An 18,751-nucleotide genomic window follows, 5' to 3' on the forward strand; every position below is an offset into this window, starting at 1 on the left:
TATGAAACAATCAACCGGACCGCACTCACAGCGGCCTAAGACCCCGAGTCAACAAAAGCCGGGGCAGTCCCTATCCCGATGACATTGATGCCGCCGCTGGCCGCGGAATGCTTCTCCAGCTCGGTCGTGGGCACGCTCGGGTCAATGCCGATAACGGCGGATACTTCGCCCGGGTACCGGTTCGCATAGTCGAGTGTGTAGAAGCCCGCGATCGAATGTCCAGCCAAAACGTACGGCTTCCCGATGTCGAGTAAGGAGAGGGCCTCGTGGAGCTCTCTGCTGATATTCTCAACGGTCCGATCCGGTGCGCTCATGTCGCTGTAGCCGTACCCGAAACGCTCGACGACGATGACGTCGTAGGCCACGAGTTCCCTAATCAAAGGGGCGAAGTCCAGCGCCGGAGCTATCGTGCCCAGACCGCTGAGCAGGACCAGGGGCTGCCCACCTTCGGCGCCAGCCCGGACGACGTTCAGTGAGCCTCCAGCGACCTCCACTAGTTCACCGTACTGGGCAGTGCTCGACCTCTCCTGCTGTTCCAGGAACGCGTTGGCCGCTGTGGATGCAAGAATCATGCCCAGGGCAGTGATCGCAACAACGCCAAGGATTTTGCGCGTGCGACGGAATGGCCGGCGACGTTTCTTTGTATGGTCTGTAAGCGAAATCATTGCTACTCCTGGTACAAGAGCCGGCTCGATACCCGGCATTGGTTGGTTGCAGTCGACGTTTAGAAATTGGGTGGCAGCGGCCTTCTCAGCGTGTTCTGCTTAGGTTGCAGTCACCGATGCTGGCTGCGCCGCAGTGACCCCGTCGGCTGCTGCGGTACGAGGAACGTTGCGAAGCATCCAGGCTGCAAGGAAAGCGGCGGCTACGGCGAGACCAACCAGCCCAAGTTGCAGCACAATTTCCGGGAACACCGTTCGCAGGGCGATGGGAAGTGAACTCGCCGTGTAGAGGACTATGGCGCTTTTGGGAACGCTTGACGTCACCCACAGCGCGAGCATGAAAATCACGGTACCCACGAGGAAGAGCATCGATACCACTGTGAGGGCGATACCCAAGGGACCTGAACGCAGGACGGAAACAACATCTTGGCCAATGTAGGGAAAGACGAGGTTGAGGACGAACTCAACCCCAACGAGGCCGGCCAGCGACGTTACGGAGATGACGGCACCTGAGGCTGCGAGGGTCCCGGCCTTGCGGGAAACCAACAAATACATCCCGATCACCAATCCGATCGCGGCGATTTGAGCTATCGGTGCAGCGAGCTGGGTGAAAGGTGATGTGGGAATGATCCCTGCCCTCTTTGCCGCGTTGACCAGCAGAATTGCTGCTGAGATAAATCCGGCGAAGGCCAAGATCCTGATGAGTGTTGCAGGTAGGAGAACTTCGATTTTGGATGACATTTTGGAGCTCTTATCTGACGGGTTCTGCGCGAATCACGAATGTTGAAGGTGGCCTCATGCCCGGAAAGTGCCGGGATGACTTGAAGCTACGCGGGCGCTTAGTGACCTGGCGTCACCACGGGTGGTGATTGATGAGGTGGTTGGCCCGATATCTCCCGATCAACCGGCGTGGTTGGGTGGAATCCGAGGTGTGGTCGCTGCACGCTGGCGCTAGGCCTTAATGGTTTCGTTCTGGGGGCCCGGATCCTCCAGGAGATTCACGGCTATTAACGTCGCGCCGATATCCCGAACCTTTGCGAGCAGGCCGTGCAGCGCTGCCTGATCGAGGACCGGTCCGCACAGGCTGGTTGTTCCGTCGTTTTCTTGTGTGACGGCCATGCCTTCGAACCAGTTGGTCCAGGAACTGTCGAGGTGTCCCCGGATGCGGAGTTGGTACTGTCCGGGCCCGTGATGTTCTGCTGGCATGGCGTTCATCCCCTTTCCCACCTGAAGCTACTGAGGCGTGGGGTGATTCCGCGTCACCATCCTTGGTGATGGATGTAGTGCTCCCCGAGGGCTGCGCAGGCCCCTAAATCAGCCCCTGCTCCTTGCCATGGCGCACCGCTTCCCGCCGGCTGTTGACCTCGAGCTTGGTGAAGATGCGTTTGGTGTGGGTGCGCAGGGTGTTGACCGAGACAAAGAGCTGGCGGGCGATTTCCGGCCCGCTCAATGACGAGCCCAGTAGCCTCAGTACCTCCAGCTCGCGTTTGCTCAGGACTTCCAGCTCAGGTGCGGTAGTCCCCCTGGCAGCCGTTTGAAGTTTCGTGGTTTCCAAGGATTGGAGAAGCCGGGCAACGTGGGCCGCGGCGGTGCCCTTGCCTGCTGCCTCAGCCAGCAGCGGCGCCAGGGGTGCTCCTTCATCCAGAAAGAGGCGGACGTAACCCTCCGGTCCGGCTTCGGCCAGGGCACGTTCCAGGGGTGCCAGCGCCAGCGCGTGCTGGCCCTGGGCGTCCAGTACCAGTGCCTGCAGCACAAGGATCTCGTAGGTGCTTCCCTTGCGTCCGGCTGCCTGCGCAGCTTTGAGCAGGCGCTTGAGCAGGTCCTCCGCCGCCTGGATCGTCTTTTCTTCCGGCAGGACGCGGTGCTGGGAAATGAGAAGACGCGCCAGGGTGAGGTGCTCAAATTCCCGTAGGTAGCTCAACTCCCTAACCACCGGCAGGCCGGTGCTGCGTGCCCACGCCCAGCCTTCTGACAGCCGCCCCTGCCTGATCGCTGTGCGCGCTTTCAATGCGGGGATGGGGCGGGTTTCCGGAAAAAACCCACGCAGATACAGGAGCTGGGCCTGGTCAAGGGACTCGATGGCCCCGGTTACGTCCCCTTCGGCTTCCCGCACGCCTGCCATCGCAACGAACCACCGGTAAGAGTGCTCCGTCAAGGGAGCGACGTGCCGGCCCAGCTCTTTACTTGTTTGAAGATGCAGGGCTGCGCTCTCCAGGTCCCCAAATTCACGGCAGAGCTCGCTGTAGCCCACATGCAGCTCAGCAGTGGCACGGGGCGCCGTTCCCCCTTGGGCGGCCGCATGGCCAAGGGCACTTTCGTAGAGCTTTCGCGCTTCCTGAAGCTTTCCCCGGGCGATCTGCATGTCTGCCAGCAGGATGGTGCTGCTGAGCTCATCGGTGAGGTTTCCCGCTTCATGGAGGCTCAAGACTGCCTCTGAGAAGGTGTCGACAGCCGTTTCTACGTCACCTTGAGCCCAGGAAGCCAACCCCAGAAACGCCGCTGCGGCCCCGCGGGCGAAATGGTCTTCCGGCCCGGCGAGTTCGAACGCCTCCCGCGCGTGGTGTGCCGTGGCGGAGACGTCACCCCTGGCCTGAGCCAGCGAGGCCCGGTACATTGCGATGGTTGACGGCAGCATCCGGAGCTCTTGTCCGCGGATTGATGTCGGGGCGGAGTGTCCTGGCCCCTTGCCCTCCGCTGCTGCTGAGTCCAGTCCCTGTTCAGCGGCCCGAAGCCAGGGCTCGACGGCGTCGAGGTCGCCGGAGACTAGCATGCGCCAGGCGTAGAAGACACTGAGCAGTGGGCGGGAACGGATCACCTCGTCAGGAAGCGCCGTCAGCCAGGCCAGCATCATGACATCCTGCCGGGTCCGGCGCATTTGCGGCAGCACTTCTTCGATCAGGTTGGCGGCGCGTTCAAAGTCCTCGGCCGCCAATGCGTGGTGGACTGCGTCCTCTGTCAGGTCATTCTGTTCGTACCATTCGCTTGCCAGTCGATGCAGCTCGGGTATTCGGCTGGGCGGTTCCTGCCGGGCCCGTGCACGCAGGACGTCGGCGAACAAATGATGATACCGATACCACTGCCGCCGGTCATCCAGTGGAATAACGAACAGATTGTCCCGCTCCAGCGCATCAAGCATGGCCTGGCCTCCGCCCACGCCTGTGAGTGCCTCACAGAGACCTCCTGTCAGGTGGTCCAGGAGAGCTGTGGTCAGCAGGAAGTTGCGGACTTCTGCCGGCTGGCGCTGCAACACCTCCTCCACCAGGTAGTCGATGACGAAGCGATGGCTTCCCGTGAAAGCCCGGATAGACGCGGAGGCGTCCTCGTGCTCCCGGAGGGACAACCCGGCCAGCTGAAGTCCCGCGATCCACCCCTCGGTCCGGGTCGCAAGAGCAGCGATGTCATCCACTGAAAGACCCAAGTTCATGACCTGGTTGAGGAAATCAGCCGCTTCCTCCGGTGTGAAGCGCAGGTCGGCGGCCCTGAGCTCGGTCAGCTCGCCGCGGCTCCGTAAGCGGGCCAGCGACAGCGGCGGATCCGATCTGGTGGCGATGGCCAGGTGCAGCTGCGGCGGCAGATGGTCCAGAAGGAACGCGAGGGCTTCATGAACCAGTCGTTCTTCAATGACGTGGTAGTCATCGAGCACAAGGATGAACTCTTTTCCGGACCGCGCCATGTCATTGATCAGGGACGTCAGTACTGGTTCCGCAGCCATGACCTGGCCGCTGTGCCTCAGGCCGGTGATCTCCACGCCGATGTCCGCGTCCACGCCCTGCAGGGCAGCAACAAGGTAGGCCAGAAAGCGTGAGGGGTCATTATCGTGCGCGTCGAGGGACAGCCAGGCGATACCGACGCCGGGTTGCTGGCGTCCGCGCTGGATGATCCACTCGCTGAGCAGGGTAGTTTTGCCGAAGCCCGCCGGAGCGCAAACGAGTGACAGCTTCCGGCTTGCGCCCAGTTCATCGTTGAGACGCTTGAGCAGCCGTGGCCGGGAAGTGATCTGCGGGCGCGGTGCCGGAAAAAAGAGCTTCGTAGCCAGCACAGGCGTCGGCATGCCCCCAGTATAGGCGTCCGGGCTGCCCGGATCTCACCCCGTCAATCACATCCTTGGGTGACGCCTGGTCACCCCATTGGTTCCTACGTTTGAGTCATCCGTAGCACTCGGCCACGGACACGCGGAAACAAGGAGCCGGACATGCCCATCACCGCCACCAAGCTCACCCGGGCGGCCGGCCTGAGCGCCATTGCCGCAGGATTGCTGTTTACTGCCGTCCAGATCAACCATCCCCATCTGGATGCCACCTTTGTCACCACAACCGAATGGACGGTCCGGCAAGGGATGAAGGTGCTCATGGCCGCTTTGGCGCTCGTCGGGATCACGGGAATGTACCTGCGCCAGACCAAGGAGACCGGGGTCCTTGGCCTGCTCGGGTACGTCCTTTTCAGCGCAGGCTACCTCGCCATGCTGAGCGTCGAAACCATTGCGATGGTCGTCCTTCCATCCATCGCCGAGAGCGCGCCCGGCTACGTCAACGACGTCCTTGCCGTGTCCACAAACGGCAGTGCGGCCGGTGACATCGGCCTGATCCAGCCACTCATCTCGTTCATGGGAATCGCTTACCTGGGCGGCGGCCTGCTTTTCGCTATCGCCCTCTTCCGCGCAAAGATCCTCGTCCGTTGGTCTGCAGTACTGCTCGCCGTTGGCGCCCTTGCTCCTATCGCGATCCTGGTGCTGCCGCAGATCAACTTCAGACTGTTCGCCTTGCCCAACGCTGTCGCCCTGGTCGCCCTCGGATTCTCCTTGTGGCGCGAGCAGCGCACGGTCACCGGTCAGTCCGTGCACAAGGCCGCGAGTTCGTCGCTCCACCCAGCCGGTGCCAAGTGAACGACGCTGGCCTCTACGGCCTCCGCCCCAGCCTCAGGTGGTGCGGCCTGTCTCATGAGCCCACATGGCGAGCTCGACCCGATTTCGCGCGTCCAGCTTGCGCATCAGGCTGGCCAGATGGGTCTTGACGGTGCTGGGACTGATGTGGAGATCGGCGGCGATCTCACTATTGGTTCGGCCCTGCGCCACGGGGAGGAGCACTTGCTCCTCCCGGGAGGTGAGCGGTTCTATCGGCTGCGCGGATGGTCCCTTCTGCGACCTGGCAAACGCCGCAAGTAGACGGACGGTCACGCTGGGAGCGATCAGCGCATCACCGTCGGCTGCGGCGTGGATCGCCTGGGTCAGCAGCGCAGGTCCGGCGTCCTTAAGCAGGAAGCCCCGGGCACCGGCCTTCAACGCCCCATGGACGTACTCGTCGAGGTCAAAAGTTGTGATCACCACGATCGGCAGGGGGTCGGTGACCTCGGGTCCGGCGAGCCGGCGGGTGGCTTCAATACCGTCCATCAGCGGCATGCGGATGTCGAACAGGCACACGTCCGGGTGCAGCTGACGCGCCAGGGCCACCGCCTGTCGCCCATCGGTGGCGGCACCCACGACCTCGATGTCGGGCTGGGCGTTCAGCAGCATCGTCAGGCCGGTGCGCACGATGTCTTGATCGTCGGCGATGAGCACCCGGATGGTCATCGGGGGGCGCCCGCTCGGGGCAGTATCGCCTCGACCCGCCAGCCACCGCCCGCGGACGGGCCGGCGTGGAACGTGCCACCCAGCAACTTGGCGCGTTCCCGCATACCGACGAGGCCAAAGCCCGACGGGCCGCCAGCGGCCGTGCTGACGGCGCCATCGTCATCGACCGTCAACCGCACCTGCTCGGCGTCACCCACGACACGCACGGCTACCCGCGTCGCGGAGCGGGCGTGCCGTCGCGCGTTCGTGACCGACTCTTGGGTCAGGCGGTAGAGCGCGGCACCAACCACAGGGCTGAGATCGTCGAGCTCACCGGACAGCTCAACATCGACCCGTGGCCCTCCCCCGGCCTGACCGGCGAGCCGCCCGAGGTCAGCTACGCCCTGGCCTGGCGCGAAGTCCGCCCCCTCGGAGGCGCGCAGAACACCCACCATGGTGCGCAACTCGGTCAGCGTTCGCGAGGCCGCGTCCTCGATGACAGCAAGAACCTCAGCGGCACGCTCGGGGTGCGACGTTGCGACTGCACGTCCGGCCTGGGCCTGGATGACGATGCCGGAGACGTGGTGGGCGACCGTGTCGTGGAGGTTACGCGCCAGCTGCTCACGCTCCCGGGCTTTGGTCTCGTCAATGTCGCGGGTGCGCGCGTACGCGTGGTAGCGGATTGCAGCGCCCAGGGCTGCGGCGAACAGGAAGAAGGCGAATGCACCCACCACATCTGCCTGGCTGGTCGGGTCGGCGACGTGCGTGATGACCAGCCAGGCCAGGATGACCACGAGGCCGATCGAGGCCTCCCGGCCGGCTCCCCACCGGAACAGCGCGTAGGCCAAGACGAGCACGCCCCCGATGCTCGTCAGCAGACCAGCATCCTCGCCCGCGAGGATCCTCGCAACGTCGACAGCCATCAGCGTGCCGAAGGAGACCGCGACCGCCGCCAGCGGGTGGGTGCGGCGCCACCACAAGGGAGCAAGGACCACAATCATGGCGGCGAGCACCAGCGGGCGCCACATTATGTCCTCGCGGAGCACCGCCTCCACCACCGACCACACCAGGAGCACCCCGACGAGCACCCCGTCCCGCCACACCCGCCGCGGCGGATTCGCTGGTCGAGGCTCAGCCCACATAGTGCGCAACGCCTTCGTCACCATCTGTCCAGCTTAGAACCAGAGCGGCAGCGGCGGATCAGCCGAAAGCACGAGAGAGAGACCATGCCATAGGCCAGGCAAACTCCAGCCTCCGGGCCGATGTGCCCGCCGCCTGGCTCAGCGATCGTGGAACTACCGATCCTCACCACAACAACGGAGCCCATGATGAGAACACGTCAACCCACCACCGCACCGGAAGACCAGCGGATCCCGGTGCAAGCCAAGCTCGCCGCAGCCTGGACCAGTTTGATGTTCTTCTACATCTACATCGACTACTTCCACCTCTACCAACCCGGCGCCATCGACCAAATCCGGGGTGGCGGCATCTTTGAGTTCACCATTACCCCGACGTTGATGACCGTTTTCGTCGCGGTCATAGGAATCCCGGCCCTGATGGTAATGCTCTCCATGACGCTGCCCGCCCGGGTGAACCGCACCGCGAACCTCGCCGTGGCAACGCTCTACATGCCCGTCACGGTGTTCAACGCGGCAGGGGCGAGCTGGGACTGGGCCCTTTACTACGGCTTCCACATCGCAATCGAGCTGCTGCTCCTGGCCTTCATCCTGCGCTCCGCCTGGATCTGGCCCCGCACCGCCCCGGCTGCGGCCCTGCCGACCAGGCGTGAGTCCGACCGCGCCCAGCAGCAAGCGTGAACCCACGAGCAGTACCTGTCCTGTTCGGAGTCATCTGCTTCGTGCAGGCCTTGGCCTTGCGCACATACTCCTAAGCATACTTATGATGGTTGCAGTCGGATGGGGATGCGACTGTGAGGGGAATCGTGAAGGGTGCGCTCAGCGAACGGGGCGCACCTTTTTCGTGCCCGGAGCCTTGTCCGTTGACCTCTGGTCCCTACGTGGGCAAATTCCGGCTCTGATGCTGCGGAGTTGCGTCCGGGAATGAAAGCGGCACGGTCCTAGACTTTCGCTATGCACCCCTTAGTGGGAATCGGCCTGGTGTTCCTCGCCGCGATTGCCTGGTCGGTCACCATCCTGACCATGCTGATTGTTCTGGTCAAAGCCCGGCGCCGGCCGCTGGCCCACGGCAGACGAGCAGTCCAGAGTACGGAGATCCAAAGCTCCGATGAAAGAGCGGCTTAGTCGAGGCTGGGTGCCACCTGCGGGCGTGTCCTCCGCTTGGGCGTTCACGAGCAAGGGGCGTCCGGAAAGGCACGGATTGGGGGATCCAGTGAAGCACAAACCCCGGTTGGCCTTCGCCGGGATCCTGGTTCGTGCTACCACTGCGTTCTTCGTGGTGCGGTCCACCGAGGACAGGGTGACGGTCAGATCCAGGGCCCTTGAGGGAGCCGTTCCTAGTCGTCGATGGCTTTCCGGTCGATGGACTTGAGAGCGGCGAGCCGTGCTTCCACTTCGGTCTGCTCACCGAGGTCTTCCAGGGAGGCGAACTGGGCATCCAGGGATGAGGAGGCGAGTTCCTGCTGGCCGCGGACGGTGGCTTCCTGGCGGCGGATGCGCTCCTCGTACCGGCCGATGGCCGAGGTCGGGTCGCCGGCGTCCAGAGACTTGAGCGCATCATGGACCTGGGACTGGGCGGCCGCCGTCCGGGACCGGGCCACCAGTTCGTTGCGCTTGGCGGTCAGCTCGTGCAGCTTGCCCTTCATCTGGTCGAGCCCGCCCTTGAGCTTGTCGACGATCTCGTTCTGCGCGGCCAGGCCGGGCTCCTGCCCCTTGGCCATCGACTCGGCGGTCATCTGCCGCTGAAGAGCCAGCTTGGCAAGGGCATCAAACTTGTCGGCGTCCACACCGTTCCCGGCGGCCCGGAACTCATCAGCTTTGCGGGACGCGGCGATGGCCTTGTTGCCCCAGGTGTTGGCGTCGTTCACGGCCCGCCTGTAGTCCTCTTCGGCCATACGGACGTTGCCGATCGTCTGCGCGACGGCGGCTTCGGCTTCGCGGATGTTGGCCGAGTAGTCCCGGACCATCTGGTCCAGCATCTTCTGAGGGTCTTCCGCGGAGTCCAGGAGGGCGTTGATATTGGCCTTGGCGAGCTGGGCAACACGGGCGAAAATACTCTGCTTCACGGGGGTCTTTCTATCGGGGGTGGAATTCGAATTTTATGTGTACGGCACCGTGGCGGGTCAACAGCGGGAGACCGCACCCTGACACCTCGCCCCGTAGGGGCTTATCCAGTTTGACCCTCGGCTAACCCACTGTGGCCGCGAGAGGACAGCGCGCAGCAGGCGAATATGTGTCGGCTAACGATTCAGGTCGGCTTCCTTCAGGCACCACCTTCACATGCCTGCTTCATCCGGGGCAACCAACAGGGTTTTATCCCCGCAGAAAAGCTGCAGCTCGTTGCCGGCACTATCCAGCCGGCATTTCTGGTCTTTCACCCGGGGCCAGCCAGAGATCTCCGGTGCGTCGCGGACCCGCTTGTAGTGGTACTCGTCGTGCTCGGTGTGGAGGACGGCGCTGTCACCGCCGAAGCCGTCCTGGGTCACGAGCACAGAGGTTCCATCCGCGGCCACGATCTTCACTGTGTCACCAATTCCGAACGCGCCAAGGGCTGCGAAGAGAAACACGAGGGCGAAGTACGGCACTGCCGCAGCGGCCGCCACGCCCGTGAGCCAGCCAACGGTGCGTCGTGGGATCTTCTTGCGAATGCGTCCGATCAACGCCGGAAGCAGGAGCGACAGCCCGGAGGCGCCGGACAGGAAGGCCACAACCAAGAACCAGAAGGCGATGGAATCCGCAGGAATCCCGATGTAGAGGAGCAGCCCCTCCCGGGCGGCAGCCCGGTACGCCCCATAGATTGCATGGTAGGCATAGGCGCACAGTGCCGCCGCGACAATGAGGGCGGTCCCCCCGGCTTCGCGCCGACTCATGGATGTGCGACTTCCTTCTCGGATACCCGCGTGTCTTTGCGGATGGACCAGCGCCCGATCGCTGAGGCCGGACCGACGGTCGCCCAGAAGAGGTGTACGGCCAGGAGCAGGAGCGCCCGCAGCGTCCGCAAGTTTCGAATGTGCACAGGCGGCTCCGCGGCCTCGTCCCCCAACGTCATGCTGCCAGCCTATCTGTCGCCCGGACTTGGCGTCCTCCGGTTAGGGCTGAGAGGCAAGCGATCCAAGGGTGGCCCTGGCTCCGCCCTCGTGGAGCTTGTCCAGCGCTGCGGTGTAGGCACGGACGAACATCTCGTTGTCGATCAGGTCTCCAAAGATTTGTCGGTTGGAGATGAACGCCAGGGGTTCCTCGCGTTGGCGGGCAGCCGCTGCCATCAGGGGCTTTTTGAGCCGGTCGACGACGTCGACGCTGTTTCCTTGCTCATCAAGACCCTCTGCGTAACGGGCCCAGCTGGCCACTATCGCGGCAGAGCGGTGTATTTTCCCGCCCCGTTCCAGATTGGTGTTGATCACAGGCAACAGCCATTTGGGGATGCGGTCGGAACTTTCGGCGCACAGGCGGGCGAGAGTGTCCCGAATGTGCTCATTGGAGAAACGGTCAATGAGGGTTTGTTTGTAGCTGTCCAGGTCTATTCCCGGCACAGGCTCCAGGGTCGGGGTTGCTTCCTTGTTCATGTAGTCCAGCAGGAACCGGGCAAACAACGGGTCCTGTGCGGCTTCATGAGCGTAGGTGTAGCCGGCGAGGTGGCCAAAGTAGCACATGCCTTGATGGCTGGCGTTGAGCAGGCGGAGTTTCATGAGCTCATAGGGTTCTACGTCGGCGACCAGCTGGACGCCGGCATCCTCCAACGGGGGCCGGCCGAGACTGAAATGGTCCTCGAGGACCCATTGTTCGAATGGTTCGCAGACGACGGGCCAGGCGTCCTCGACACCATATTCCCGAACGGCGGTCAAGCGGTCCTCGTCGGTGGTGGCGGGGGTGATGCGGTCAACCATGCTGTTGGGAAAAGCGACATTTTGCCGTACCCACTCGCCAAGTTCCGGGTCTTTGAGGGCAGCAAAGGCGGTAAACATCTCGCGGGCAACGTTGCCGTTGCCCTGAATGTTGTCGCAGGACATCACGGTGAAGGGGGCAAGTCCGCGCTGCCTTCGGCGGGCGAGGGCTGCTGTGATGAGACCGAAGGTCGTCCGGGGCACGGCTCCGGGTTGAAGGTCATGGACCACGTCGGGGTTGTCCGCGTCGAATTCTCCGGTGACGTGGTGGAAGTTGTAGCCGCCTTCAGTCACGGTCAGCGAAACGATGCGGATGGCGGGCGAGGCCATCTTCTCAATCACTGCTTCCGGGTCGTCCGGGGCAAAGAGGTAGTTGATGATGGAGCCAATAATCCTGCCCTCTCTGATGCCGTCGGCATGCTTCACGGTGAGGGTGTAAAGGCAGTCCTGGCTGTCCATGACCTTCTTCATGTGAACATCGCCGGGCAGGACCCCTACCCCACAAATGGCCCAGTCAAGAGCTTTTCCGGCATTCATGAGCCGGTCCAGATACATGGCCTGATGCGCGCGGTGGAAACCGCCGACTCCGAAGTGGACAATGCCCTCTGTCAGCCTTGACCTGTTATATGCAGGCTGGCTGACCGGGCCGGGAACGTCGGGCAAGGTGTAGTTCTTCAGGGATGGCATGGGTGCCTACGCTTCGAGGAAGGACGATGGGATTGCCAGCGGCCCCAGCTCTGCCGGTCCCGGTGGGTTGGCGCCCGCCCGCGAGCAGGTGATGCCGGCTGCTTTGTTCGCATAGCGGGCCAGGGCATGGAGCTCGTCCTGGCTAATCCTCTGGAGCCGCTCCCGGCCTGCTGCGCCGAGTGCGTCCAGCTGCGCCAGCCCGGAGATCAGTGCGGCCATGAAGGAGTCTCCTGCTCCGACGGTGTCTGCTACCGTTACCGTTTCACCGGGGATGTCCACCCTTCCGGACCGGCTGAGGAGGACGGGTCCGTTGGCGCCGCGGGTCAATGCCACCAGGGCAGGCCCCAGAGCCAGCCATGCGTTCATTGATTCCTCCAGGGTCCTGTCGGGGTACAGCCAGAACAGGTCCTCGTCGCTGGCCTTGACGATGTCGCTGGCGGCAACAAAGTCCTCTGCCTGCTGCCTCGCGGCTGCTTTGTCCGGGCTGATTGCCGGCCTGCAGTTGGGGTCGAAGCTGATAGTGGCGTGATGGCGGGCACCGTCGAGCAGGCCCATCACCGATTTGCTGCCCGGAGGCAGAACCGTGGCGATGGATCCGGTGTGGACGTGCCGGGAGCTTTCCGCCGCTGCCAGGGCCGGGATGGAGGCCCCGTTGATGTCCCAGCTGATGGCGAAGGTGTAGCGGGCGGCTCCAGTGTCGTCCAGAGTCGCCACAGCTGTTGAGGTGGGTTGGGATCCCCCGACGATGGTCTCGACACCGTTGTTCTCGAGGTGCTTGGCGATCAACTGACCGTACGGATCCTCAGCGAAGTGGGTGACGAGTTTGGTGTAAAGGCCCAGCCGGGCGCAGCCGACGGCCACATTCAGGGGGCTGCCGCCCGGATGCGTCTCCGGTGCTGTGCTCCCCTGTCGGGGGTCTTCGATGATGTCGACGAGTGCTTCCCCGATGACAGTGACCAGGGCTTTGCTGTCGGAAAGATTCGGTTTCGGGCCGATCCCCTGTGATGACATGGCTGCTTCCTTGCAGGTCGGTGCTGGATGTGGCTGCTGCTGCTTCCGGGCTACCGGCGTCAGCGGCCCGGGTAGACGACGGCTTTGAGCTGGCCGGGCTGTTTGCCTGCCGTGAGCGCCTCCTCGGACTCGGACAGGCTGAATTTGCCGGTGACCAGGATGTCGAGGTCCACTTTCCCGTCGGCGATCAGCTGGATAGCCAAGGGCCAGGTGTTGGTGTAGCGGAAGACCCCGGAGAGCCAGATTTCGCGGTTCTGGAGGTAGGAGACGGGGAGTTCGACATCGTCCGCCCCGAGCCCGACGAGGATGACCCGGCCGGCCGGGGCTACGGCCTTGATTCCGGAGCGGACCGCCTGTGGTGCGCCGGACGCGTCAATGAACGCGTCGACGTCGAGCCCCTCGACGCTGTCCGTCCTGGCATTGAGCGCGTGCGTTGCGCCGTGTTCCAGGGCGAACGCAAGCCGGTCTTCGGCGATGTCGCTGATGTAGATTTCGGTGGCGCCGAAGGCGCGCGCGGCCTGGGCGGCGATGATGCCGATGGGACCGGCTCCGGCGATCAGGACCCTGCTGCCGGGCTTGATCTCTGCCCGTTCGCAGGCCCAGAGGCCGACGGAGAGTGGCTCGATGAGGGCGGCTGCCTCGTCACTGACGCTGTCCGGGATGTCGTAGGCAAAGTCGGACTGGATGGCCACATACTCGGCGAACGCGCCGTCGATGGGCGGGGTGGCGTAGAACTCGATGTCCGGGCAGAGGTTGTACCGGCCGGCCTTGCACTGCTTGCATTTGCGGCAGGGGCGCTGGGGTTCGACGGCGACGCGCCGGCCGATGCGGGCCTGGTCCACGGCGCTTCCGACGGCGGCGATCCGGCCGGAGAGTTCATGGCCCAGGATGAGTGGGTGGTCCACCACGTACGGGCCGATCCGGCCGTGCTCGTAGTAGTGCACGTCACTGCCGCAGACGCCGACGGCGGCCACCTGCACCAGGACCTGGTCGGCGTCGAGCTGCGGAAGCGGCAGGGTTTCCATGGTCATCTCGCCCTGGCTCTTCAGGATGTTCGCTCGCATCGTGGCGGGCAGTCCGGAACCTGTGGCAGGTGACTGGGCGGTTGTTGTTGTCATTGAAGTAATCCTTGAAAGAGTTTGGCGGGGCGGCGGGCTATGTCATGGCCTGTTATTTCACGGCGCCCAGGGAGAGGCCCTGGACGAGTTTGTCCTGTGCGGCGAAGCCTGCGAACAGCACGGGAAGGGAGATCACGACGGCGGCCGCGCAGACCTGGGCGAGGAAGAGGCCCTGGCCGGAGACGAAGCCAGTGAGGAAGACCGGGGCGGTGCCTGCCACCACGCCGGTGAGGACCCGGGCCAGGAGCAGTTCGTTCCAGCTGAAGATGAAGCAGATCAGGGCGGTGGCGGCGATGCCGGGCATGGCCACGGGGGCGATGATTTTGCGGAGGATGAGCAGGAGGTTGGCGCCGTCGATCTGCGCCGCTTCGAGCATTTCTTCGGGCACTTCGGCGAGGAAGGAGCGCATCATCCAGACGGCGATGGGCAGGTTCATGGAGGTGTACATCAGGATCAGGAACCAGATGTTGTCCAGTGCCCCCACGGTCCGGGCGAAGAGGTAGAGGGGCAGGATGGCCGCGACCACGGGCATCATTTTGGTGGAGAGGAAGAAGAACATGACGTCGGTCCACTTCTTCACCGGCCGGATGGAGAGCGCGTACGCTGCCGGGAAGGCCAGGAGCAGCACGAGGACCGTGGACAGGATCGAGGCGGTGGCGGAGTTGATCAGCGACGGCCAGGGGCTGACGCCGGATGTTTCGCCGAAGAATTCCCGGTACGCGTCCAGGGTGAGGTTTGCGGCGATGGACGGCGGGTTTGTTGCGGCGTCGGTCTCGGAGTGGAACGAGGTGAGGATCATCCACAGGACCGGGACTGCGAAGAGAAGTGCCAGGAGCCAGGCCGCGATGCCGGCGGCGGTGTTGTTGCGGGTGGGGTCCATGCGTGCCTTGCCGCGACGCCGTGGAGTGCGGCCGGTGTTCAGTGCGGTGGGCGATGTGGAACGGGCAGGGCCGAAGTTCTGCGGTGCAGCGGGGGTGAGGGTGCTCATCGTGCTGCCTCCTTCTTGAAGAGTGAAAAGACGGTGCGGAGTGCGAAGGTGGCCACGATGATGGTGCCGATGACCACCACGACGCCGGCGGCGGATGCCAGGCCGTATTCGTTGGCGAAGTAGAACGTCTGGTAGATGGCGTAGGGCAGGTTGGCCGTGCCCAGTCCGCCGGCGGTGAGGGTGAAGACGGCGTCGAAGTTCTGCACGATGTAGATTGCGCCCAAGAGTCCGCCGAGTTCCAGGTACTGGCGCAGGTGCGGCAGCGTCAGGTGGCGGAAGATCCCCCAGGGGGTGGCGCCGTCCATCTGGGCAGCTTCCACGGTGTCCATGGGACGGGACTGCAGGCCGGCCAGCAGGATGAGCATCATGAAGGGCGTCCACTGCCACACCAGGGAGAGGATCACAGCCATCATGGGTGCCTGCGAGAGCAGGTCCAGTTGCGGCGCCGCGGCACTGCCGAACAGTGACCATACCCAGGTCAGGACGCCATTTATCAGACCGTAGGTGGGGTTGAGCAGGGCGTGCTTCCAGATCAGGGCTGCTGCCACGGGAACCACCAGGAACGGTGCGATCAGCAGCGTCCGGGCCAGTCCGCGGCCGATGAACTTCTTGTCCAGCAGCAGGGCCAGTCCCAGCCCGATGAGCAGGCTGACCAGCACGACGGAAACGGTGAGGAGGATGGTGGTGAAGATGGCCTGGCGCAGGTCAGGGTCCGTGAGGACGGTGGCGTAGTTCTCCAGCCCTGCAAAGGCGGTCTTGTCCGGGCTGAGGCTGTTCCAGTTCATGAACGAGATAACCAGCGTTGCCACGAACGGGAGCTGCGTGACCAGGATAAGGAAGATCAGGGCCGGCAGCAGCGGTGCACGCCGTGCCCAGGCCAGGGCGCGTTCCCGTTGCCGGGCATTTTGTGAAGGTGTGGCTGCATTGCGTCCCGGACGGGAGATGCGCGCCGTTGCGGTAGTCATGATGTTCTCCTGCGGTTCGGTTAGGGCTGTTTGTACTTGTCGCCGACCTTTTGGGCGGCTTCCTGGCCCTTGGCCAGCGCGTCTGCCACGCTGCCCTGGCCGGCGATGGCGGAGCTGACGCCTTGGGACACGTTTGTGCCGAGGGCTGCGAATTCGGGGATGCCGACGAACTGGATCCCGACCGCGGGACGTTCCTGCGCACCGGGGTTCTTCGGGTCTGCGTTTTCAATGGCGAAGCGTTCTGCCTCGAAGAACGGTGCGGCCTTCTGGAACTCCGCGTTTTCGTAAGTGGAGATGCGCTTGCCGGACGGGACCTTTGCCCAGCCGAGCTCGGAGGCGACGAGTTCCTCGTAGTCCTTGGAGCTGGCCCAGGCAATGAACCGCTCGGCGGCGTCCTGCTTCCTGGACGCGGCCTGCATAGCCCAGGACCAGGTCCACAACCAGCCGGAAGAGGCGGTTTCCTTGACCGGGGCCTGCGCGTAGCCGATTTTGCCTTTGACCGGGGAGTCCTCGGCTTCCAGTGCGCCTGCGGCGGACGTCGCGTCGTACCACATGGCCACATTGCTCTGGCTCATGTTGTTCAGGCACTCGGTGAACCCTGCCTGTGCGGCGCCTGCTTGTCCGTGCTCGCGGACCAGCTTGGTGTAGAACTCCACCGCTTCGGTGAACTCCGGGGAGTTGACCTGGGCATTCCAGTCTTTGTCGAACCAGGTCCCGCCGAAGGTGTTCACCACGGTGGTCAGGGGTGCGAAGACCTGGCCCCAGCCCGGCTGGCCGCGGAGGCAGATGCCCTTCATGCCCGGTTCCGCGCCGTCCACCTTTGCCGCTATCTCAGCCACCTCGTCCCAGGTGGGCTTGGCCGGCATGGTCAGGCCCTCGGCCTCCAGGATGTCCTTGCGGTACATCAGGAAGGAGGACTCCCCGTAGAACGGTTCGCCGTAGAGTTTGCCGTCCTCACCGGTGAGGGATGCCGTGTAGGCGGGCAGGATGTCGTCCTGGTCGAATGCCGGGTCCTCTGCCACGTCGTCCAGCGGCGCCAGCCAGCCGTTGGCGGAGTAGAACGGGATCTCGTAGTTGGACAGGGAGGCGACGTCGTACTGGCCGGCCTGGCTGGAGAACTCCTGGCTGATCTTGGCCCGGACGTCATTCTCCGGCAGCATCGTGTAATTGACCCTGATCCCTGTTTCCTTGGTGAAGTTATCTGCCGTGAGTCGTTGCAGGTCCTCCATCTGGGGGTTGTTGACCATCAGGACACTGATGCTGTTCGGGTCTCCGGCAGAATTGCCGCCGCCGGCACCTGCACAGGCCGAGGCACTCAGCGCTACACACAAAGCGCCGGCGGCCAGGGTCGCGGCACGCATTTTTGGGCGCATTAAGGACTCCTTTGTTCTTCAAGGGTGCACAGTCACCGCACCTCGACTGCCGTGTCGGGGTACAGGACCGGGGCGAGGGCTTTGACCGGATTTTCCGTGCCTCGCTGATGTACTTCCAGATTAGGTGGGAGGTGCAGGTCACAACTAGCGCCCTGGTTGCCACTTTCTGATACTTATTTTCCTGCCGGCACCACCGGGAAGGCGCTAGTCTGGGACCAGGACCACCAACGCCTGTCCGGAGTTCATAACCGCCCACCCCTATGGAGCACCACGATGACCGCCGCGGATACTGCTGACGGAGCCACGGCAAGGCTCGCCGAACGCCTGCTGGGGATGCGGGCAAACCGCGAGGTCATCCCGCCTGATCCCAACCATTCGGTCCGGTGGCACCAGCACAGCTATCCCAGCCCGCTGGCACGGTGGAACTACCATCCCGAGTACGAGATCCACTTGATCCGCAAGGGCACGGGAAAGTTCATTGTTGGAGACCATATCGGCACGTTCGAGGCTGGCCACGTTGCCTTGGTGGGGTCCGGCCTGCCGCACGACTGGGTCAGTGACCTTGAGCCCGGTGAGGTACTCGAGAACCGGGATGCCGTGATCCAGTTCGACGGCAGGTGGGTTGAGCAGGCGGCGGCGCTGGTTCCCGAACTGGCCGAGGTGAGGCCGCTGCTGGAGCAGTCCCAGCGGGGGATTGAGTTCCTGGGAGTTTCAGCCGAGGAGGCGGCCGCGGCCATCGAGGCGATGGGCACTACCACCGGACTGGAGCGGCTCCAGCACCTGTTCTCCCTCTTCGGAATCCTGCTCCGGGCACCCCAGGACGAGCGGCGCTACCTTGCCGAGGAATGGTTCAGGCCGCAGCTGGACGGACAAGCCGCCGCCGTCGTCGACCTCGTCCTGGAGTATGTGTTCAGCAACCACGCCGGCAGCGTCAAGATGTCCGAGGCAGCGGCACTGGTGGGCATGCCCCAACCCACTTTTTCCAAGTACTTTAAGCGCGCCACCGGCCAGAATTTCAGCGATCTTGTTCGGAAGCTCCGCCTGGCCCACGCCCGGCGACTGCTGGAACGCAGCGATAAACCAATTTCCGAAATCTGCTACGAAGTCGGCTTTACCAACCTCTCCAACTTCAACCGACATTTCATGAACGACGCCGGGGAAACACCGCGGACCTACCGCCGGCGCGTCCAGAAATCCTAGTCAGCGCAGGCGCCCGTGCCCGTGGCAGCATTCGCGTCCCGTCAGCTGAGGGTAGCCCCTGTGCGCTGTGCGTATGCCTCCAGCAGAAGGTCCTGCGCTGCGGGATTGCGGACATTGGAATGTACCCGCCCGACGACGGCCTCCAGACCGGGAAGACCGCGCCGAACGTCCGCGGCACGCTGGTC

The 18,751-nt window shown here is 63.9% G+C and carries 19 protein-coding genes; 4 read left to right on the forward strand and 15 right to left on the reverse strand.

All coding sequences use genetic code 11. The features are described from left to right. Window positions 1–35 precede the first annotated feature (35 nt). The 4 genes from IEX43_RS17490 to IEX43_RS17505 form a co-directional block, all read right to left on the reverse strand. Window positions 36–665 carry an alpha/beta fold hydrolase gene (locus IEX43_RS17490; protein WP_188813063.1) on the reverse strand — a complete coding sequence of 210 codons (630 nt, stop codon included), beginning with the start codon at window positions 663–665 and terminating at the stop codon, window positions 36–38. Between the two features lie 99 nt (window positions 666–764). Beyond that, on the reverse strand, window positions 765–1,403 hold the full coding sequence (locus tag IEX43_RS17495) for a hypothetical protein (RefSeq protein ID WP_188813065.1): 639 nt from the start codon (window positions 1,401–1,403) through the stop codon (window positions 765–767). A 210-nt stretch (window positions 1,404–1,613) separates the two neighbouring features. Beyond that, on the reverse strand, window positions 1,614–1,868 hold the full coding sequence (locus IEX43_RS17500) for a hypothetical protein (RefSeq protein WP_188813067.1): 255 nt from the start codon (window positions 1,866–1,868) through the stop codon (window positions 1,614–1,616). A gap of 103 nt (window positions 1,869–1,971) precedes the next feature. After that, window positions 1,972–4,713, reverse strand: coding sequence for a LuxR C-terminal-related transcriptional regulator (locus IEX43_RS17505; protein WP_188813069.1), 2,742 nt, complete (start codon window positions 4,711–4,713; stop codon window positions 1,972–1,974). A 141-nt stretch (window positions 4,714–4,854) separates the two neighbouring features. On the opposite strand from IEX43_RS17505, the gene IEX43_RS17510 reads away from it, so the two are divergent. After that, window positions 4,855–5,544, forward strand: coding sequence for a hypothetical protein (locus IEX43_RS17510; RefSeq protein ID WP_188813071.1), 690 nt, complete (start codon window positions 4,855–4,857; stop codon window positions 5,542–5,544). A 33-nt stretch (window positions 5,545–5,577) separates the two neighbouring features. Here the strand turns inward: IEX43_RS17510 and IEX43_RS17515 are convergent, their stop codons facing one another. Together IEX43_RS17515 and IEX43_RS17520 are read right to left on the reverse strand one after the other, a co-directional pair. Continuing rightward, the gene (locus IEX43_RS17515) at window positions 5,578–6,228 is read right to left on the reverse strand and encodes a response regulator (RefSeq protein WP_188813073.1); all 651 of its coding nucleotides are present in this window, start codon (window positions 6,226–6,228) and stop codon (window positions 5,578–5,580) included. Next, window positions 6,225–7,373 carry a sensor histidine kinase gene (locus tag IEX43_RS17520; protein ID WP_188813075.1) on the reverse strand — a complete coding sequence of 383 codons (1,149 nt, stop codon included), beginning with the start codon at window positions 7,371–7,373 and terminating at the stop codon, window positions 6,225–6,227. The genes IEX43_RS17515 and IEX43_RS17520 overlap by 4 nt, the downstream gene beginning before the upstream one ends. 159 nt (window positions 7,374–7,532) lie before the next feature. Between IEX43_RS17520 and IEX43_RS17525 the strand changes: the two genes are divergently transcribed. Together IEX43_RS17525 and IEX43_RS17530 are read left to right on the forward strand one after the other, a co-directional pair. Then, window positions 7,533–8,024, forward strand: coding sequence for a DUF6326 family protein (locus IEX43_RS17525; RefSeq protein ID WP_229666517.1), 492 nt, complete (start codon window positions 7,533–7,535; stop codon window positions 8,022–8,024). A gap of 273 nt (window positions 8,025–8,297) precedes the next feature. After that, window positions 8,298–8,468: a hypothetical protein gene (locus tag IEX43_RS17530; protein WP_188813079.1), complete on the forward strand. Its 171-nt coding sequence runs from the start codon at window positions 8,298–8,300 to the stop codon at window positions 8,466–8,468. A gap of 212 nt (window positions 8,469–8,680) precedes the next feature. Here IEX43_RS17530 and IEX43_RS17535 read toward each other — a convergent pair whose 3' ends face one another. The 9 genes from IEX43_RS17535 to IEX43_RS17575 form a co-directional block, all read right to left on the reverse strand. Then, on the reverse strand, window positions 8,681–9,409 hold the full coding sequence (locus IEX43_RS17535) for a PspA/IM30 family protein (RefSeq protein WP_188813081.1): 729 nt from the start codon (window positions 9,407–9,409) through the stop codon (window positions 8,681–8,683). A 210-nt stretch (window positions 9,410–9,619) separates the two neighbouring features. Next, on the reverse strand, window positions 9,620–10,213 hold the full coding sequence (locus IEX43_RS17540) for a hypothetical protein (RefSeq protein WP_188813083.1): 594 nt from the start codon (window positions 10,211–10,213) through the stop codon (window positions 9,620–9,622). Then, a complete protein-coding gene (locus IEX43_RS17545) occupies window positions 10,210–10,392 on the reverse strand; it encodes a hypothetical protein (protein WP_188813085.1) in 183 nt (60 codons plus the stop codon). Before IEX43_RS17545 ends, IEX43_RS17540 begins: the two co-directional genes overlap by 4 nt. A gap of 40 nt (window positions 10,393–10,432) precedes the next feature. Beyond that, the gene (locus tag IEX43_RS17550; RefSeq protein ID WP_188813087.1) at window positions 10,433–11,911 is read right to left on the reverse strand and encodes a mannitol dehydrogenase family protein; all 1,479 of its coding nucleotides are present in this window, start codon (window positions 11,909–11,911) and stop codon (window positions 10,433–10,435) included. Between the two features lie 6 nt (window positions 11,912–11,917). Beyond that, window positions 11,918–12,922 (reverse strand): carbohydrate kinase family protein, encoded by a 1,005-nt coding sequence (locus tag IEX43_RS17555; protein WP_188813089.1) that lies wholly within the window; start codon window positions 12,920–12,922, stop codon window positions 11,918–11,920. A 59-nt stretch (window positions 12,923–12,981) separates the two neighbouring features. Beyond that, window positions 12,982–14,040: an NAD(P)-dependent alcohol dehydrogenase gene (locus tag IEX43_RS17560; RefSeq protein ID WP_188813091.1), complete on the reverse strand. Its 1,059-nt coding sequence runs from the start codon at window positions 14,038–14,040 to the stop codon at window positions 12,982–12,984. Window positions 14,041–14,092: 52 nt separating this feature from the next. After that, the gene (locus IEX43_RS17565; RefSeq protein ID WP_188813093.1) at window positions 14,093–15,028 is read right to left on the reverse strand and encodes a carbohydrate ABC transporter permease; all 936 of its coding nucleotides are present in this window, start codon (window positions 15,026–15,028) and stop codon (window positions 14,093–14,095) included. Continuing rightward, window positions 15,025–15,993, reverse strand: a complete 969-nt coding sequence (locus tag IEX43_RS17570) for a carbohydrate ABC transporter permease (RefSeq protein ID WP_188813095.1) — start codon at window positions 15,991–15,993, stop codon at window positions 15,025–15,027. Before IEX43_RS17570 ends, IEX43_RS17565 begins: the two co-directional genes overlap by 4 nt. 20 nt (window positions 15,994–16,013) lie before the next feature. After that, entirely contained in the window at window positions 16,014–17,366 is a 1,353-nt protein-coding gene (locus IEX43_RS17575) for an ABC transporter substrate-binding protein (protein ID WP_188813112.1), read from the reverse strand. Between the two features lie 273 nt (window positions 17,367–17,639). On the opposite strand from IEX43_RS17575, the gene IEX43_RS17580 reads away from it, so the two are divergent. Beyond that, on the forward strand, window positions 17,640–18,566 hold the full coding sequence (locus IEX43_RS17580; RefSeq protein WP_188813114.1) for an AraC family transcriptional regulator: 927 nt from the start codon (window positions 17,640–17,642) through the stop codon (window positions 18,564–18,566). The last annotated feature ends 185 nt before the right edge of the window (window positions 18,567–18,751 follow it).

Source organism: Pseudarthrobacter polychromogenes (assembly GCF_014644495.1).
GTDB lineage: Bacteria > Actinomycetota > Actinomycetes > Actinomycetales > Micrococcaceae > Arthrobacter > Arthrobacter polychromogenes.

Excerpts from the sequence above, each read along its gene's own strand:
- IEX43_RS17570 (WP_188813095.1), bottom strand. The coding sequence starts at position 15,993 with ATGACTACCGCAACGGCGCGCATCTCCCGTCCGGGACGCAATGCAGCC.
- IEX43_RS17505 (WP_188813069.1), bottom strand. The coding sequence starts at position 4,713 with ATGCCGACGCCTGTGCTGGCTACGAAGCTCTTTTTTCCGGCACCGCGC.
- IEX43_RS17575 (WP_188813112.1), bottom strand. The coding sequence starts at position 17,366 with ATGCGCCCAAAAATGCGTGCCGCGACCCTGGCCGCCGGCGCTTTGTGT.
- IEX43_RS17580 (WP_188813114.1), top strand. The coding sequence starts at position 17,640 with ATGACCGCCGCGGATACTGCTGACGGAGCCACGGCAAGGCTCGCCGAA.
- IEX43_RS17550 (WP_188813087.1), bottom strand. The coding sequence starts at position 11,911 with ATGCCATCCCTGAAGAACTACACCTTGCCCGACGTTCCCGGCCCGGTC.
- IEX43_RS17515 (WP_188813073.1), bottom strand. The coding sequence starts at position 6,228 with ATGACCATCCGGGTGCTCATCGCCGACGATCAAGACATCGTGCGCACC.
- IEX43_RS17555 (WP_188813089.1), bottom strand. The coding sequence starts at position 12,922 with ATGTCATCACAGGGGATCGGCCCGAAACCGAATCTTTCCGACAGCAAA.
- IEX43_RS17500 (WP_188813067.1), bottom strand. The coding sequence starts at position 1,868 with ATGCCAGCAGAACATCACGGGCCCGGACAGTACCAACTCCGCATCCGG.
- IEX43_RS17560 (WP_188813091.1), bottom strand. The coding sequence starts at position 14,040 with ATGACAACAACAACCGCCCAGTCACCTGCCACAGGTTCCGGACTGCCC.
- IEX43_RS17540 (WP_188813083.1), bottom strand. The coding sequence starts at position 10,213 with ATGAGTCGGCGCGAAGCCGGGGGGACCGCCCTCATTGTCGCGGCGGCA.
- IEX43_RS17495 (WP_188813065.1), bottom strand. The coding sequence starts at position 1,403 with ATGTCATCCAAAATCGAAGTTCTCCTACCTGCAACACTCATCAGGATC.
- IEX43_RS17545 (WP_188813085.1), bottom strand. The coding sequence starts at position 10,392 with ATGACGTTGGGGGACGAGGCCGCGGAGCCGCCTGTGCACATTCGAAAC.
- IEX43_RS17510 (WP_188813071.1), top strand. The coding sequence starts at position 4,855 with ATGCCCATCACCGCCACCAAGCTCACCCGGGCGGCCGGCCTGAGCGCC.
- IEX43_RS17490 (WP_188813063.1), bottom strand. The coding sequence starts at position 665 with ATGATTTCGCTTACAGACCATACAAAGAAACGTCGCCGGCCATTCCGT.
- IEX43_RS17525 (WP_229666517.1), top strand. The coding sequence starts at position 7,533 with ATGATGAGAACACGTCAACCCACCACCGCACCGGAAGACCAGCGGATC.
- IEX43_RS17530 (WP_188813079.1), top strand. The coding sequence starts at position 8,298 with ATGCACCCCTTAGTGGGAATCGGCCTGGTGTTCCTCGCCGCGATTGCC.
- IEX43_RS17520 (WP_188813075.1), bottom strand. The coding sequence starts at position 7,373 with ATGGTGACGAAGGCGTTGCGCACTATGTGGGCTGAGCCTCGACCAGCG.
- IEX43_RS17565 (WP_188813093.1), bottom strand. The coding sequence starts at position 15,028 with ATGAGCACCCTCACCCCCGCTGCACCGCAGAACTTCGGCCCTGCCCGT.